This is a genomic window from Nocardioides sp. BP30 (assembly GCF_029873215.1).
Taxonomy (GTDB): domain Bacteria; phylum Actinomycetota; class Actinomycetes; order Propionibacteriales; family Nocardioidaceae; genus Nocardioides.
The window spans coordinates 640161-655728 of record NZ_CP123620.1 but is presented as its reverse complement, the minus strand read 5'-3'; the positions used below and the strand labels follow the sequence as shown (position 1 = coordinate 655728).

At 71.3% G+C, this 15568-nt stretch carries 20 protein-coding genes; 8 read left to right on the top strand and 12 right to left on the bottom strand.

All coding sequences use genetic code 11. The annotated features are described in order from the left end of the window. Positions 1-65: 65 nt before the first annotated feature. Both P5P86_RS03010 and P5P86_RS03005 read left to right on the top strand, forming a co-directional pair. Complete coding sequence (locus P5P86_RS03010; protein ID WP_280609798.1) at positions 66-1592, top strand: sulfatase family protein; 1527 nt, start codon at positions 66-68, stop codon at positions 1590-1592. Next, positions 1589-1996, top strand: a complete 408-nt coding sequence (locus tag P5P86_RS03005; protein ID WP_280609797.1) for a DUF1707 SHOCT-like domain-containing protein — start codon at positions 1589-1591, stop codon at positions 1994-1996. Before P5P86_RS03010 ends, P5P86_RS03005 begins: the two co-directional genes overlap by 4 nt. 4 nt (positions 1997-2000) lie before the next feature. On the opposite strand, the gene P5P86_RS03000 is transcribed toward P5P86_RS03005, so the two are convergent. Beyond that, entirely contained in the window at positions 2001-2276 is a 276-nt protein-coding gene (locus tag P5P86_RS03000) for a hypothetical protein (RefSeq protein WP_280609796.1), read from the bottom strand. Between the two features lie 92 nt (positions 2277-2368). Between P5P86_RS03000 and nhaA the strand changes: the two genes are divergently transcribed. Both nhaA and P5P86_RS02990 read left to right on the top strand, forming a co-directional pair. After that, positions 2369-3670, top strand: a complete 1302-nt coding sequence (gene nhaA / locus P5P86_RS02995) for a Na+/H+ antiporter NhaA (protein ID WP_280609795.1) — start codon at positions 2369-2371, stop codon at positions 3668-3670. After that, entirely contained in the window at positions 3652-4059 is a 408-nt protein-coding gene (locus P5P86_RS02990; protein WP_280609794.1) for a phage holin family protein, read from the top strand. The genes nhaA and P5P86_RS02990 overlap by 19 nt, the downstream gene beginning before the upstream one ends. 132 nt (positions 4060-4191) lie before the next feature. Here the strand turns inward: P5P86_RS02990 and P5P86_RS02985 are convergent, their stop codons facing one another. The 4 genes from P5P86_RS02985 to nth are packed head-to-tail and all read right to left on the bottom strand — an operon-like array spanning position 4192 to position 7367. After that, positions 4192-5367 carry a MarP family serine protease gene (locus tag P5P86_RS02985; protein ID WP_280609793.1) on the bottom strand — a complete coding sequence of 392 codons (1176 nt, stop codon included), beginning with the start codon at positions 5365-5367 and terminating at the stop codon, positions 4192-4194. After that, entirely contained in the window at positions 5354-6028 is a 675-nt protein-coding gene (locus P5P86_RS02980; protein ID WP_280609792.1) for an NUDIX hydrolase, read from the bottom strand. The genes P5P86_RS02985 and P5P86_RS02980 overlap by 14 nt, the downstream gene beginning before the upstream one ends. Continuing rightward, positions 6025-6615 (bottom strand): TlpA family protein disulfide reductase, encoded by a 591-nt coding sequence (locus P5P86_RS02975; protein ID WP_280609791.1) that lies wholly within the window; start codon positions 6613-6615, stop codon positions 6025-6027. The genes P5P86_RS02980 and P5P86_RS02975 overlap by 4 nt, the downstream gene beginning before the upstream one ends. Further along, complete coding sequence (gene nth / locus P5P86_RS02970; protein WP_280611204.1) at positions 6612-7367, bottom strand: endonuclease III; 756 nt, start codon at positions 7365-7367, stop codon at positions 6612-6614. The genes P5P86_RS02975 and nth overlap by 4 nt, the downstream gene beginning before the upstream one ends. Before the next feature lie 123 nt (positions 7368-7490). On the opposite strand from nth, the gene P5P86_RS02965 reads away from it, so the two are divergent. Next, a complete protein-coding gene (locus P5P86_RS02965; RefSeq protein WP_280609790.1) occupies positions 7491-8168 on the top strand; it encodes a Crp/Fnr family transcriptional regulator in 678 nt (225 codons plus the stop codon). A gap of 133 nt (positions 8169-8301) precedes the next feature. Here P5P86_RS02965 and P5P86_RS02960 read toward each other — a convergent pair whose 3' ends face one another. The 4 genes from P5P86_RS02960 to sp36 are packed head-to-tail and all read right to left on the bottom strand — an operon-like array spanning position 8302 to position 10577. Then, complete coding sequence (locus P5P86_RS02960; protein ID WP_280609789.1) at positions 8302-9111, bottom strand: MBL fold metallo-hydrolase; 810 nt, start codon at positions 9109-9111, stop codon at positions 8302-8304. Continuing rightward, positions 9108-9965: an NUDIX hydrolase gene (locus tag P5P86_RS02955; RefSeq protein WP_280609788.1), complete on the bottom strand. Its 858-nt coding sequence runs from the start codon at positions 9963-9965 to the stop codon at positions 9108-9110. The genes P5P86_RS02960 and P5P86_RS02955 overlap by 4 nt, the downstream gene beginning before the upstream one ends. A gap of 1 nt (position 9966) precedes the next feature. Continuing rightward, positions 9967-10428 carry a RidA family protein gene (locus P5P86_RS02950; RefSeq protein WP_280609787.1) on the bottom strand — a complete coding sequence of 154 codons (462 nt, stop codon included), beginning with the start codon at positions 10426-10428 and terminating at the stop codon, positions 9967-9969. After that, positions 10425-10577 carry a Sp36 family protein gene (sp36, locus tag P5P86_RS02945; RefSeq protein WP_280609786.1) on the bottom strand — a complete coding sequence of 51 codons (153 nt, stop codon included), beginning with the start codon at positions 10575-10577 and terminating at the stop codon, positions 10425-10427. The genes P5P86_RS02950 and sp36 overlap by 4 nt, the downstream gene beginning before the upstream one ends. Positions 10578-10703: 126 nt before the next feature. On the opposite strand from sp36, the gene P5P86_RS02940 reads away from it, so the two are divergent. Continuing rightward, entirely contained in the window at positions 10704-11510 is an 807-nt protein-coding gene (locus tag P5P86_RS02940) for a maleylpyruvate isomerase family mycothiol-dependent enzyme (protein ID WP_280609785.1), read from the top strand. Positions 11511-11594: 84 nt separating this feature from the next. Here the strand turns inward: P5P86_RS02940 and P5P86_RS02935 are convergent, their stop codons facing one another. Genes P5P86_RS02935 through P5P86_RS02925 form a run of 3 tightly spaced genes read right to left on the bottom strand, consistent with a single transcriptional unit; the run spans position 11595 to position 13394 of the window. Beyond that, complete coding sequence (locus P5P86_RS02935) at positions 11595-12080, bottom strand: SHOCT domain-containing protein (RefSeq protein ID WP_280609784.1); 486 nt, start codon at positions 12078-12080, stop codon at positions 11595-11597. A 52-nt stretch (positions 12081-12132) separates the two neighbouring features. Further along, complete coding sequence (locus P5P86_RS02930; protein ID WP_280609783.1) at positions 12133-12726, bottom strand: YdeI/OmpD-associated family protein; 594 nt, start codon at positions 12724-12726, stop codon at positions 12133-12135. Further along, entirely contained in the window at positions 12726-13394 is a 669-nt protein-coding gene (locus tag P5P86_RS02925; protein WP_280609782.1) for a VOC family protein, read from the bottom strand. The genes P5P86_RS02930 and P5P86_RS02925 overlap by 1 nt, the downstream gene beginning before the upstream one ends. 50 nt (positions 13395-13444) lie before the next feature. Here P5P86_RS02925 and bagA point away from each other — a divergent pair, with 50 nt between their 5' ends. Both bagA and bagB read left to right on the top strand, forming a co-directional pair. Then, on the top strand, positions 13445-14443 hold the full coding sequence (gene bagA / locus P5P86_RS02920; RefSeq protein WP_280609781.1) for an ATPase BagA: 999 nt from the start codon (positions 13445-13447) through the stop codon (positions 14441-14443). After that, entirely contained in the window at positions 14440-15561 is a 1122-nt protein-coding gene (bagB, locus tag P5P86_RS02915; RefSeq protein ID WP_280609780.1) for an ArsA family ATPase, read from the top strand. Before bagA ends, bagB begins: the two co-directional genes overlap by 4 nt. Positions 15562-15568 lie beyond the last annotated feature (7 nt).

Sequence of the window (15568 nt, the reverse complement as noted above, 5' to 3'; positions counted from 1 at the left end):
CGAGCTCGCGCTAATCGACTGATACTCTAGTAATTCGGTTTGCTTATACGAGTATCGGGGGCAGGGTGCGAGGACGCGCGACGTTGGCGACGCTGGCGGTCGGTGCGCTGGCAGTAAGTGGACTCTTCGGCCACCTTCCCCGCAAGCCGCGGCCGGCAGCCGCCACCACGCGCCCCAACATCCTGCTCGTGACAGCCGACGACCTCGCCGTGGGGGATCTGGCCTTCATGCCGAACACCCGTCGGCTGCTGGCCGACGAGGGCGTCACGTTCACCGACGGCATCGCGCCCACGCCGCTGTGCGTGCCGGCGCGAGCGAGCCTGCTGACCGGTCAGTACGCGCACAACCACGGCGCCCGCTCCATCTCCGGGCCATACGGCGGCTATCGGGCCTTCGACCCGAACGCCACGATCGCCACGGCGCTGCAGGAGGCGGGCTACCAGACGATGTTCGCCGGCAAGTACCTCAACGGCTACGGCAAGGACGGCACCGGCATGGCGCAGCCGGTCGGCTGGAACCAGTGGCGCGCGACGGTCGACCCCTCGACGTATCGCTTCACCGACCCCAAGCTGAACATCAACGGTGTGCTGCGCCGCGAGAGCGGCTACACCACCGACGTGATGACCCGGCAGTCGGACGCGATGATCCGCGGCGCCGCCACGACCCGCAAGCGCACCGGGAAACCGTGGTTCGAGTGGCTGAACTACGTCGCACCCCACGTCGGCGGCCCGGCCGGCCCCGACGACCCGGTCAAGCTCTACGCAGGCACGGATGCCGCGTTCAAGGTGACCGTGCCGGCCGCTCGGGACCGCAACACGCTGCGCGGCGTCCGCCTGCCCACGACACCGGACATGTTCCCCGAGGACACCGCCGACCTGCCGGCGGGATCGCCCCGGCACAAGCGCTTCGACGCCCGGCAGAAGCGGGCGCTGCGGCTGGTCTACGAGCGCCGGCTCGAGACGGTGCTCAGCCTGGACCGGGCGATCGGCCACGACGTCGCGACCCTGCGGCGGACCGGGCAGCTCGCCGACACCCTGATCGTCTTCACCTCCGACAACGGCTACACCGTCGGCGGCAGCAACATCAACGGCAAGCTGTGGCACTACGACCCGATCATCAGCATCCCCGTGCTGATGCGCGGGCCGGGCGTGCCACGAGGGACCACCACGCGCACCCCGATCACCAACCCGGACATCGCTGCCACCATCCTCGCCGTCGCCGGCGCGGTGGCGACGCGACCCCTCGACGGCGTCGACATGATGCAGTGGCTGGACCGGCCCGCCCAGCTGCGCGTCGTCCCCATCGAGGCGTGGAAGATCGCCGACGGATCCAAGCGGCTCTACTGGGGCATCCGGGCGGGCGCCTGGACCTACGCCCGGCTCCGCGGCGGCGACGAGCTCTTCGACCGAAGCTCCGACCCCTACGAGCTCGACAACCTGGCGGCGCACACCCACGACGCCCGGGACCAGGAGATCCTGCACCGGCTGAAGGCCCTCGCCCAGCGCTACCGTTCGTGTGCCGGCGACACCTGTCCCCAGTCGTTCACGCCGCTCACCTCCCCCGACCAGCTCCCGGCCCCGGGGACCGCATGAGCGCATGGGAGCAGTTGAGTCACGACCCGCGCCGGGACGGGCTCGCCCGGATGCGCGCCAGCGATGCGGACCGTCACGTCGTACAGAGCCTGCTCAACAGCGCGTACGCCGATGGCCGCCTCGCGCCGTTCGAGCACGACCAGCGAGTGACGGAGCTGTGGCAGTCCCGGACCCTCGGCGACCTGCGCGCGCTGATGATCGACCTGGTGCCGGAGCAGGACGCCGGCCCCTCTGAGAAGCCGGCGGCCGACCGGTCCGTCACGTCGTGGCGGCGCGGCCTGCCCGGCTTCCTGGTGCCCTCGATCGGCTGCGTGCTGCTGTGGCGCTTCGCAGCACCAGGGCTGTTCTGGCCCCTGTGGGTGATCGTCTACACCGGACTGCCGCTGCTGCGTCGCGGCCGCTGATCGCCTAGGGGCGGCGGATCCGGACGGTCCCGCGCTTCAGATCGACCCGCACAGGCGGCTCGTCGCCCTCGGGGGTCGGGCTCACGCTGCCCTGGTGCCGGCGTGACTCGAGCTCCTGATCGGCCCGAGCACGAGCCGGATCGAAGATCTCCACCAACGGACCCAGGGCGTGCGCGACACCCCCGCCGCTCCCGTCCGGGTGCTGCACCATGCGCGTGCCGGCTCGGACGATCAGGCCGAACGCGATCAGCCCCGCTACGACGAGGACGACGACGATCACTGCTCCACTGTCTCATCCCGCCGGTAGGGTGGACCTCGGTGTGCCGGGAAGTCTGGTCGGCGGTCCGTCGCCGTACGCCCCGAGGAGTCCCGTTGCCCGCAGTCCGATCCCGCAACCTCTTCGCCCGCGGGAGCTTCCTGGAGTCGTCCCGAGCGGCTGAGATCCTGCGGGCCGAGTCCACCGGCGGCCTGCTCCTGATCGCCGCGGCGACGATCGCCCTCGTCTGGGCGAACACCCCGTGGCAGGACTCCTACTTCCGGCTGCACGACCTCGCCGTCGGGCCACACCGGCTCGATCTCCACCTGACCCTCAACGAATGGGCCGGCGACGGGCTGCTGGCGATCTTCTTCTTCGTGGCCGGGTTGGAGCTGAAGCGCGAGTTCGTCGCCGGGGACCTGCGCGACCCGCGGCGAGCAGCGCTGCCGGTGGTGGCCGCCGTGGGCGGGATGATCGCGCCGGCGCTGATCTACGTCGCGATCAACCTCGTGCATCGCGACGGCGCTCCGGTCGGCTGGGCGATCCCGACGGCGACCGACATCGCCTTCGCGGTGGCGGTGCTGGCGGCGATCTCGACCCACCTGCCGAGCGGGCTGCGGACGTTCCTCCTCACGCTCGCAGTGGTCGACGACCTGCTCGCGATCGTGGTGATAGCGCTCTTCTACAGCTCCTCGCTGCACCTGGGTTGGCTGCTGGCAGCGCTCGTGCCGCTGGTCGCCTTCGGCGCCCTGGTGCAACAGCGGATCTGGAGCGACTTCCTGCTGGTGCCGCTCGCAGCCGCGACCTGGGTCTGCGTCCACGCCAGCGGCATCCACCCCACCGTCGCCGGGGTGCTGCTGGCCTTCACCGTGCCGGTCCGCCGCCGGGACGGCCGTCCCGGCAAGGGATTGGCGGAGCACCTCGAGCACGTCAACCGGCCCCTCAGCGCGGGCATCGCCGTACCCGTCTTCGCGTTCTTCGCCTCCGGTGTCGCCGTCGGGGGCTGGCACGGGGTGACCTCGGCGTTGCGCGACCCCGTCACCCTCGGCGTGCTGCTGGGCCTGGTCGTGGGCAAGTGCGTCGGGATCGCCCTGGCGACGTGGCTGCTGGCGAGGTTCACCTCCGCTCGGCTGGACGACGAGCTCGCGTGGGTCGACGTGATCGGGATGGCGATGCTGGGCGGGATCGGCTTCACCGTCTCGCTGCTGATCGGCGAGCTGGCGTTCGGCCGCTCCGCGCAGGCTGATCACGTCAAGGTCGGGGTACTGATCGGATCGCTGACCGCCGCGGTGCTCGCCAGCATCGTGCTGCGGGCCCGCAACCGCGTCTACCGCCGTATAGGGTCAGCAGAGCAATCAGACGAGCAGGCGTCAGACCGCACCGAGCCCGAAGGAAGCGCATGGCCACCGAACCCGTGAAGGCAGCAACCGACGAGCCCACCATCGGCCGATTGGTCGCCGACGCCAGTCGCGACATCTCCACGCTGATCTCCAAGGAGATCGCGCTGGCCAAGTCCGAGCTCAAGGTCAGCCTCACCGCGGGCGGCGTCGGCATCGGCCTGTTCGCCGCCGCCGGCTTCATCCTCGTGCTCGCGATCATCATGTTCTCGGTCGCCCTGGCGTACTTCATCAACTGGAACGGCAAGGGGCTCTCGCTGCACTGGGCGTTCCTGATCGTCTTCGGGCTCTACGTCCTGCTCGCCGGCCTGCTCGCGTTCCTCGGGGTCAAGAGCGTCAAGAAGGTCAAGGCGCCCGAGCGGGCGATCGCACAGGGCAAGCAGATTCCGCGGGCGCTCAAGGGCAAGTGAGGGGCGCCCGCGAACTGTCACGGTGACAGTTCGCGGGGTGGGCGACAGTTCGCTTGTGTCACCGGAGCCGCAACGTGTCACGGTGACAGTTCGCGGGGCGTCGCGGGTTGCAGGGTTCCGGCCCGCGCGGCCTCAGCTGGCGCAGCCGCCCGTGGAGACCGGGTCGGTGAGCCCGACCGAGGCGGTGGCGGTCGACTTCACCTGGCTCGCGGTGAGCGCATACCCCGTGTCCGGGTCGCTGACCGAGGCCGCGAAGACCACACCCGCCACCTTGCCGTCGGCATCGACGATCGGGCCGCCGGAGTTGCCGGGCCGGATCAGGCCGCGCAACGAGTACACCTCGCGGATGACGGTGCCGCTGCCGTAGATGTTGGGCGAGCGCAACCGCTGCTCGGCGCGCACGCGACCCGCCTCCAGGTCGAAGGGTCCGTCCTGCGGATAGCCGAGGATCGCCACCCCTGCCTTGGCCTGCAGGCCGTCGTCGAAGGAGAGCGCGGGCAGATCACCGCTGTCGAAGCGCAGCACCGCGATGTCCAGCGACGGGTTGTAGGACACCACGGTGGCGTCCTCCGCGGTGCCGCCGACGAGCACCGTCGGGTGCGCCACCCCGGCGACGACGTGCGCGTTGGTCATCAGGTAGCCCGGAGCGATCAGGAAGCCGCTGCCCTCCACCCCTCGACCGCAGGAGCTGGCACCGCGCACCTTCAGGACGCTCGCCCCGGCCTTGACCACGTCCGGGTCCGCACGCAACTTGGTCGGCCCGGGGCCGACCTTGACGATCCGCTCCGGTGCGAACGGCTCCAGGTAGCGCGGGAAGAAGCTGGTCCCGACGACGTTGTTGAAGGTCTGCAGGCTCTTGCTGGCCTGCTGTGGCAGGACGCCGTTGACGCGGCTGAGCACCGCCGAGCTGCGCACGAGATTGGTCAGGCCGTCGATCCGGGTGCCGGTGACGGCGACACCGAGGGCCCAGGCCACCAGCAGCACCGCGGCCGCGGAGAGCAGCGCACCGCCCAGTGCGTCGACGACGCGGACCGGTCGCCAGGTGATCTTGTCGCGGACGCGGGCTCCGGCGTACTGGAAAAGGCCCTGGCCGATCGAGGCGGCCAGGATGACGATGAACAGCGCGCCGAGCGAGACCCAGACGGACGGATCTGCGTTGCCGAGTGCCTTCGGCGCCAGCCACACCCCGATCAGGCCGCCGAGCAGCAGGCCGGCGGTGGCGAAGGCACCGGTGACGAAGCCCTGCCAGTAGCCGGAGAGGGCATAGGCCAGGAGCACGACGATCAGGAGCCAGTCAAGGGCGTTCACGGCCGGTCCTCCCCTGGAGCATGTACTCCGGCAGTTCCACCACGGGGGCATCGGGAAGGTCGTCGAGCCAACCGACGTACTCGAAGAGCCGGGCCACGATCCCGCCGGTGAAGCCCCACAGGATGACGTCCTTGTCGGGGCCGATCATGAAGCCGGGGCCGAGCCAGGCGGGATTGCGCGGCGAGCGCACCCGGATCCGGTGGGTGGGATCGCGCAGCTCGGCGATCGGCACCCGGTAGACCGCGTGCACCTCCTCCAGGCTGCGCACGCTGACCGGTGAGGGATCGCGCCACCAGCCCACCACCGGCGTCACCACGTTGTTGGACGGCGGGAGCCAGAGCTCGGGCAGCTCACCGAGGATCTGTACGCCGGAGGGCAGCAGCCCGGTCTCCTCGTACGCCTCCCGGAGCGCCGCCTCGCGCGGCCCCTCACCCGGGTCCAACCCGCCGCCGGGGAACGAGACCTGACCCGGGTGGGAGCGCATCGTGTGGGCGCGCTCGGTGAGCAGCAGATCAGGCCCCGACTCGCCCTCGCCGAAGAGGATGAGCACCGCCGACTGACGGGCGTCGTGGTCCTCCGGCGGCAGGAAGGCGGTCAGGTCGGAGCCGTCGATCGTGTCCAGGGCGCGCACGATCGGGTCGAGCCAGGAAGGTGGGTTCACAGATGAACGCCCATCTCCTGCTCGACCATCTGCTTGACCTCGTCCACCGAGGTCAAGCCGCCGATGTGATAGCTCAGCCGGCCGTCGGCAGAGAGCATCCAGAAGGCCGGCGTCCCGCGGATATGGAGCTTGGTCGTCTGCAGGTCGCCCCCGGGGTCGGCCACCAACGGATAGGTGATGCCGCGCTTGGTCGCCTGCTTGATCGCCACACCGGGGAGGGTGTCGGTGGTGTCGACGCCGAGGATGGCGACCTGCGGATACTGACGGTGGAAGTCCTCCAGCGCCGGCATCTCCTGGCGGCACGGGATGCACGCCGACTGCCAGAAGTTGATGATCAGCGGGCCCTTGAGCGTCGAGAGGTCCACGTCCGTGCCGCCACCGAGGCACTTCACGGTGGCCTTGGGCAGGGCACCTGCGCGAACCTGCGGTCGGGGGCAGTCGGGGATCGACGACTTGGCCTTGAGCGCGACCAGATCCGGCGTGGCGACGTTGATGTCGGACGGGTTGGGTGCCACCACCAGGTCCTTGGCGCCACAGCCCGTGAGCAGCAACGCCGACGCGAGGACGGCCAGGATGACCCTTCTCAATTGCGCCCCTCGGTCCTGACCAGCGTCGCGGCGACGATCGGGTCGGTGGGCCCCGCACCGTACGACGGGCACAGCTTGGCGACCGGGCAGGCGCCGCAGGCCGGCTTCTGCGCGTGGCACCGCCGACGGCCGTGCCAGATCAGATGGTGGGAGAGCATCGTCCAGTCACGCTTGGGGAAGAGCGCGCCGACCTCGTGCTCCACCTTGACCGGGTCGGTGTGCTCGGTCCATCCGAAGCGGCGCGCCAGCCGGCCGAAGTGCGTGTCGACGGTGATGCCGGGCAGGCCGAACGCGTTGCCGAGCACGACGTTGGCGGTCTTGCGGCCGACCCCTGGCAGCTTGACCAGCTGCTCCAGCTTCGCGGGGACCTCGCCGCCGTACTCCTCCACGAGGGCTGCCGAGAGCCGCAGCAGGCTGTCGGTCTTGGCCCGGAAGAACCCGAGCGGACCGACGATCTGCTCCAGGTGGGCCCGATCGGCCGCCGCCATCGCCTTCGCGTCCGGATAGGCGGCGAACAGGGTGGGACGCACCGCGTTGACCCGCTTGTCGGTGGTCTGGGCGGACAGCACGGTCACGACCAGGCACTCGAAGGGGTTGTCGAAGTCGAGCTCGGCCTTCGCGTCGGGGTAGGTCTCGGCGAGGATCCGGTCGATCTTGCGGGCACGGCGCACGAGGGCGGTGGGAGGCGGCGGGAGGATCGGCGCTGCTGGCACGATGGCAAGGGTACGGCGCGCCACCGACAGCCCGCTCATCCGTACGCCGGCGCGCACCGGTAGGCTACTCGCCGAGGATACTTCCACAGAATGTGACTGATTCCATCGATAGGATGCGCGACGAGGCGCATCGGCTCGTGGCGGATCGATAAGGAGATTGGCGTGGACAACGACGTACTCCGGCAGGCGCCGCTGTTCAGCGCACTCGACGACGAGTCGATGGCGGCCCTGCACGCTTCGATGTCGGAGACCAGGCTCCGCCGCGGCGACGTGCTGTTCCACGAGGGCGACGCGGGCGACAAGCTCTACGTCGTCCTCGAGGGCAAGGTGAAGCTCGGTCGCACCTCCTCCGACGGCCGGGAGAACCTGCTGGCGATCATGGGCCCCGGCCAGATGTTCGGCGAGCTCTCGCTCTTCGACCCGGGCCCGCGGTCCGCCACCGTCACCGCCGTCACCGATGCCAGCTTCGCCTCGCTCTCCCACGAGGACCTGCTCAAGTGGCTCGACGGCCGCCCGGTCGTCGCGCGCGGTCTCCTGGCCCAGCTGGCCGGCCGGTTGCGCAAGGCCAACGACGTGGTCGCCGACCTGGTCTTCTCCGACGTGCCCGGCCGCGTCGCCAAGGCGCTGCTGGACCTGGCCGACCGGTTCGGCCGCACCGCCGACGACGGCGTGCACGTCCACCACGACCTCACCCAGGAGGAGCTCGCCCAGCTGGTGGGCGCCTCCCGCGAGACGGTCAACAAGGCGCTCGCCGACTTCGCCGCGCGCGGCTGGCTCCGGCTCGAGCCGCGCTCGGTCGTGATCATGGATGTCGAGCGGATGGCCCGCCGCGCCCGCTGAGTGCGGGGCCTGGGCGGCTGCTGCTTCGTCGTCGGTTTTGACCCCCAGGGGTCAATACCGAACGTTGTCGGCCGAAGCTTTGCCCCTCAACGTTTGGTTCTGACCCCCAGGGGTCAAAACCGCCCCACCCCTATCAGCGACGCAGATAAGCCAGCTGCGCCCGCACGGACAGCTCCGCGGCACCCCACAGCACCGGGTCGACGTCGGCGTACACGATCTCCACCACCCGCCGGGGCAGCTCCTCGGCGGCCACGTCGGAGGGCAGGACGGCGAGCGCGGCCTCGACCTGGTCCAGCCGGGAGCGCCGGTGCGCGATGTAGAACTCCAGCGCGGCCAGCGCATCGCCGATGACCGGACCGTGTCCGGGCCAGATCGAGGAGACCTCCCGAGCGGCGGCGAGGGCGTGGAGGCGGTCCAGCGAGTCGAGGTAGGCGCCCAGCGCTCCGTCGGGATGGGCGACCACCGTCGTCCCGCGACCGAGCACCGTGTCGCCCGTGAGCACCGCCGCTTCCGCGGGCACCCAGAACGACAGCGAGTCCGCCGTGTGGCCGGGCGTCGCGACCACGCGGACCGCCAATCCGTCGACCTCGACCACGTCGCCCTCGGCCAGACCCTCCGAGCCGAGCCGGTAGGCCGGGTCCAACGCACGCACCGGTGCACCGACGCGTTCGCCGAAGGCGCGCGCCGCCTCGGCGTGGTCGGCGTGGTGATGGGTGAGCAGTACGGCGCCCACCTCCCCCGCGGCTGCTGCCACCGCGTCGAGGTGGGCGGCGTCGAGCGGGCCGGGGTCGACCACCACGGATCGCCGCGCGCCCGGCTCGCGCAGCACCCACGTGTTGGTGCCGTCCAGGGTCATGATCCCGGGGTTGCCGGCCAGCACGCAGACCCCGCGCTCCCCGAACGAGCCACCGGCCCACGCCTCGACGGACTCGGAGGAGCTCACCAGCGCCCCCGCTCCTGCAGCAGCTCCCGGTGGTGCGGCATGACCGTCAGCCGCTCGCCCTCGACGGTGGGGGTGAACATCTCGACCCGGCGGGAGGCGGCCTCCGCGAGCAGAGCGGCCGGGTCGGCGTACTGCGCGACCTCCAGGCAGGTCAGGTACGTCGGCGGCATCAGCGCCAGCGTCCCCTCCTCCGCGGCCATGACCGCCTCGGCCGCGGGCAGCCAGAGCACCGAAACCGACTCCGATGAGACGTCGCGGGTCACGTGACCCTCCGGCAGCTCCGCGACGAAGAACCAGGTCCGGTAACGGCGTGCCTCGAAGATCGGCGTGGTCCAGCCCGCCCACGCGCCCAGCAGGTCCGAGCGCACCACCAGTCCGCGTCGCTCCAACAGCTCGGAGAGCGACAGCGCGCGTGTCTCGAGGGCGATCCGGTCGGTCTCCCAGTCCGGCCCGCTCACGTCGGCCACCACCTCGGAGCCCGACGGACCGGCGAGCAGGACTCCGCACTCCTCGAAGGTCTCGCGGACCGCCGCGCAGACCAGCGCACGGGCCTGCGCCTCGGGGCAGCCGAGCCGCTCGGCCCAGTCCGCCGGCGAGGGGCCGGCCCACGGCGTGTGCTCGGCGGCGTCGCGCGGGTCGACCCCGCCACCGGGGAAGACGGCCATGCCTGCGGCGAACGACATCGACCGCTGCCGGTTCAGCAGGTACACCTCCGGGCCGGCCGCGCCCGGGCGCGCGAGCACGACGGTGGCGGCATCACGCGGCTCGACCGGCGTACGGCGCCCCTCGGCGTACTCCGCCGCGGTCAGCACCGCCTCCGGCGGCAGCGCCACCGGCGGCAGCGGGATCCGCACCTCAGCCGACCTCGACCAGGATCTCGACCTCGACGGGAGCGTCCAGGGGCAGGACGGGTGCGGCGACGGCCGAGCGGGCGTGCACGCCGGCATCGCCGAACGCCTTGCCGAGCAGCTCCGAGGCCCCGTTCGCGACACCCGGCTGACCGGTGAAGTCGGGCGTCGAGGCGACGAAGGCGACCACCTTGACCACGCGCTTGACCTTCGTGAGGTCACCGATCTCGGCCTTCACCGCTGCGATCGCGTTGAGCGCGCACTGCCGGGCACATGCGTACGCCTCCTCCGGAGTCACCTCGCCGCCGACCTTGCCGGTGGCCATCAGGGAGCCGTCGCGCATCGGCAGCTGACCGGAGGTGAAGACGTAGTCGCCGGTGCGCACGGCCGGGACGTAGACCGCCACCGGTGACGCGACCGGGGGCACGGTGAGGCCCAGCTCGGCCAGCGCCTCCTCCGGGGTCGTCACTGGGCCGGTCGCTTGAAGTAGCCGACCAGGTTGCCCGAGCCGTTGTCGGTGATGGTCACCAGCTCCCAGCCGTCCTGGCCGAAGTTGTTGAGGATCTGCGCCGCGGCGTGGTTGAGGATCGGCGCCACCTGGTACTCCCATAGGGTCATGTCTCGCACCCTACTGCTCCGGGGACCGGGGCGCGTCCGCCCCCACATCCCCCGGTCGGCCCCGCCCTTGACGCCGTCGGAGCTCCGGTCCGGGACGGACCCGGACATCGACGCTAGGTTGCCGTCATGACGGCACTGCAGCAGTACGTCGACATCTGGTGGCGCTCGGTCGGCGACTTCGTCGAGCTCGTCTCCGCGCTGCCGCAGGAGGACTGGTCGCGACCGACGGACCTGCCGGGATGGGACGTGCGGGCCGTCGTCTCGCACGTCGCCCACCTCGAGGGCGTGCTGGGCGGCGCCCCGGAGGAGAGCGTCGCGGTGCCGGAGCTTGCGCACGTGGTCGGCCCGATGGGGCGGTTCACCGAGATCGGAGTGATCACCCGTCGCGACGTCGAGCCCGCGAGCGTCGTCGAGCAGATCCGCCGCTACACCGCTGCCCGGCACGCCGACCTCCTCGCCACGCCGCCGACCGACCCGGGCGCACCGGCCCCGGGCATCTTCGGGCTGATCGGCTGGAACGACCGGACCCTGTTGCGCAACCGTCCGCTCGACATCTGGATGCACGAGCAGGACATCCGGCGCGCCACCGGCCACCCCGGCAACCTCGACTCCCCCGGCGCGCGGCACAGCGCCGACTATCTGCTGGAGAGCATGGGCTTCGTCCTCGGCAAGCGCCTGAAGGCGGCGCCCGGCACCACGCTGGTCGCCGCCGTCGAAGGCCACCGGCCCACCGCCATCACGGTCGATGGATCCGGACGCGGCGTGTCGCTGCCCGAGCCGCCGACCGAGCCCGACGTGACGCTGCGGATGGGCCGGGAGACCTTCATCCTGCTGGCCGGCGGGCGACGTCCGGCCGCGCGTGCGGACGTCGTCGTCGACGGTGACACCGACCTGGCCGCCCGCTTCCTGGCCGCCCTGGCCGTCACCCCATGACGCCCGCCCCACCCCGAGGCGTCACCTTCTGCGGGTCGAGTCGACCACTCGACCCGCCGTACCCGACCTCTCGCCGGGCCAGCCTCAGACGGAGTCGATGATCGCCTGCCGCCGCGCGGCGTACTCGTCCTCGGTGATCGCACCCGACTCCTTGAGCTGCTGCAGCTCGGCGAGCCGCTCGGCCGCCGGACGAGGCGCAGAGGTCGGCGCGGGAACCGCGGTACCCGGCGGAGTGCGCATGCTGGAGGCGAGGTAGGCGGCGGTCAGGCCGCTCTGGTCGAGCAGCGCCATGGCGCCGGCGGCGTTCTGGTCGAGGCCCGCCTTGCGGGCCAGCTCGCGTGCGGTGTAGACGCGGTAGACGGCGAGGCTGATGCCGACGCAGACCATCAGCAGCGCGATGGTCACGAACCACGCGGGGATCCCGATCCCGGTGTCGAAGGAGCTACCCGGCTCCACCGAGCAGTTCGGGTCCTGCCCGCACAGGTCGTCGCCTCCGTCGGCGAACGCGAGCACCGGGGTGCTCAGCAGGATCACCGCCGCGAGACCCAGAGTGGCGATGGTGCGCTTCATGGCCACACCGTAGGAGATCGCGACTCCCTGCGGAGGCGATCGCCGATCCGGACTAGACCGGTCGGCGCTTCTGCGGGTGCGGCGTCTCGCCGCGCGCGAGCATCGCGACGAAAGCCTCGATCCGCCGAGCCCGGGCCTCGTCGCCCTTGATAGCGGTCAGCCGGTGATAGAGGGCGTAGCGGTTCTGCGACGTGAGGACGTCGAACATCGCCTGGGCGGCCGGCACCGTCGCGATCGCCGCCAGCAGATCCGACGGCGTCTCGGCGGACGCGGGTCCGGCGTAGGCGGCATCCCAGCGACCGTCGGCGCGGGCCGACTCGACGGCCGCCAGCCCGGCCGGGGTCATCCGGCCCTCGTCGGTCAGCCGCTCGACGTGGTCGACGTTGCGCAGCGACCACCGACTGCGCGGACCGCGCGGTGTGGTGCGCTGGAAGGTGGTCTGGTCGTCGCGGCGGCGTACTTGGCCGTCGATCCAGCCGAAGCAGAGCGCCTCGTCCAGCGCCTGGTCGTAGGTCAGCGAGGTGGTCGTGCCGCCCTTGCGGGTCAGCACCAGCCACACCCCGGGTGAGGTGGCGTGGTGCTCGACCAGCCAGGCGCGCCAGGCCGCGGCGTCGGGCAGCAGCAGCTCCGGCAGCTCGATCGCCATCAGGCCGGCTCGAACGCGCAGAACTCGTTGCCCTCCGGATCGGCGAGCACCGTCCAGGCAACCTCGTCGTCCTGCGGGCGCAGCACCGTGGCACCGTCACCGAGGAGCAGGCCGACCGCTTCGACCGTGACGTCCCAGTGGATCCGGTTCTTCACTGTCTTGGGCTCCGGCACGACCTGGAAGACCAGCGCCTCGAACGGCGCGCCGGCGATATCGACCACGCTGGAGAATCCCTCCTTGTGCTCGACACGGGCGCCGAGCACGTCGGACCACCAGGTCGCCATCCGCTCCGGCTCGCGGGCGTCGATCACGACCTCGTAGAGCCGGTAGGCCGGCACGGTCTCGCGCTCGAAGACGCAGAGCTCGCCGCCCTCCGGATCACGCAGCACCTTCCATCTGAAGGAGGTCAGGTCCACCGCACTCGCGCCCAACGCCATCACGTCGTCGACCGAACCCGCGTGGATATCGAGATGGACCCGCTGCTTGACGGTGACGGGCTCGGGGACCTCGTTGACCCAGATCGCATGGCGCTCGGAGGGGCCGGCGAGCATCCGGTCGCCGTCGTCCAAGGCCTTGGCCTCCAGCCCGAGCGCGGCTGCCCAGAAGCGCGCGGCCCGCTCCGCATCGACGGCGTCGATGCTCAGATCCTTGTACGTCGCCAGTGCCATGGCACCGAACCTACGCTTGCCCACCGACAGTCCTGGCTACATTGACCCCCATGACCGACTGGCCCCGCGTGCAGCTCCACGTCCTGACCGGCAAGGGCGGCACCGGCAAGTCGACGGTGGCGGCCGCCCTCGCGCTGGCCCTCGCCGCCGAGGGCCGCAACGTGCTGCTCTGCGAGGTCGAGGGCCGTCAGGGCGTCGCGCGGATGTTCGACGTCGACCCACTGCCCTACGCCGAGACCCGGATCGCGACCGGCCTGCGCACCGGGCCCGCAGAGCCGGGCAGCGTCTACGCCCTCCACATCGACGCCGAGGCGGCGCTGCTGGAGTACCTGCGGATGTACTACAAGCTCGGGCCGGCCGGCCGTGCGCTCGACCGCTTCGGCGTGACGGAGTTCGCCACGACGGTGGCGCCCGGCGTACGCGACGTGCTCCTGACCGGCAAGGTGTTCGAGGCGGTGCAGCGCAACAGCCGCAACAAGGGCGCGAGGCAGTACGACGCGGTCGTCCTCGACGCGCCGCCGACGGGTCGGATCACCGCGTTCCTCAACGTCTCGGAATCCGTGGCCGGCCTGGCCAAGGTCGGGCCGATCAAGAACCAGGCGGACACGATGATGACCCTCTTCCGCTCGCCCCGGACCGCCGTGCACCTGGTCACCCTGCTGGAGGAGATGCCCGTCCAGGAGACCGCCGACGGGATCGCCGAGCTGCACGCCGCGCGCTTGCCGGTCGGTGGTGTCATCGTCAACCAGGTCCGCCCGCAGGACCTCCCGCAGGAGGCGCTGGCGGCGGCCCGGGCCGGCACACTGGACCGGGCCGCGATCGGCAGCGACCTGGCCTCGGCCGGCCTCCAGCCGTCCGAGGAGCTGCTCGACGGCCTGTTGGCCGAGGCCGCCGAGCACGCGGAGCGCCGGGCACTGGAGGACGGCCAGCGCGCCGTGGTGCACGGGCTCGGCGTGCCGACCTATGAATTGGAGCGGGTGGCCGGCGGGATCGACCTGGGCGGCCTCTACCAGCTGGCCGCATCGCTCGAGCGGCAGGGGATGGCATGAACAACGACCTCGACATCGACGCCCTTCTCGACGACCGGCAGACCCGGATCATCGTCTGCTGCGGCTCCGGCGGCGTCGGCAAGACGACCACGAGCGCCGCGCTGGCGCTGCGGGCCGCGGAGCGGGGACGCAAGGTCGTCGTCCTCACGATCGACCCGGCCCGTCGGCTGGCGCAGTCGATGGGGATCGAGCAGCTGGACAACACACCGCGCCCGGTGGACCTCGAGGCCAGCGGCAGCCTGGACGCGATGATGCTCGACATGAAGCGCACCTTCGACGAGGTCGTGCTCAGCCAGGCCAGCCCCGAGAAGGCGCAGCAGATCCTGCACAACCCGTTCTACATCGCGCTGAGCTCCAGCTTCGCCGGGACCCAGGAGTACATGGCGATGGAGAAGCTGGGCCAGCTCTACCGCGACGCGCAGCAGAGCGGGGCCTACGACCTGATCGTGGTCGACACGCCGCCGTCCCGCTCCGCGCTGGACTTCCTGGACGCCCCCGAGCGGCTCTCCAGCTTCCTCGACGGCCGCTTCATCCGGATGATGCTGGCGCCGGCGCGCGGGCCGGCACGACTCATGTCTGCCGGGTTCTCCCTGGTCACCGGGGCCCTCAGCAAGGTGCTGGGAGGTGCGTTCCTCAAGGACCTGCAGACGTTCGTGAGCGCGCTGGACACCGTCTTCGGTGGCTTCCGCGCGCGGGCGCAGCAGACCTACGCGCTGCTCCAGGCCCGAGGTACGGCGTTCCTCGTCGTGGCGGCGCCGGAGGACGACGCGCTGCGCGAGGCGGCGTACTTCGTCGAGCGGCTCCAGGGCGACCGGATGCCGCTCGCCGGCCTGGTCGTCAACCGCGCGACGCTGTCGGACCACACGGACCTGTCCGTCGCCGCGGCCATGGCCGCTACCGAGAGACTCGGGAGCGAGAGCGTCACCGCAGGCCTGCTGCGGATCCACGCGGACCGTGAGCGGCTGGTGGCACGCCAGCGCACGCTGCGCGAGCGGTTCGCCGCCGCACACCCACAGGTGGCCAGCGTCGTCGTACCGGCACTGGCCGGCGACGTGCACGACCTGGACGGGTTGCGCGAGGTGGGCCGGTTGCTCGCGTGCGCTGATGCGGACGCGTGAACCGGGC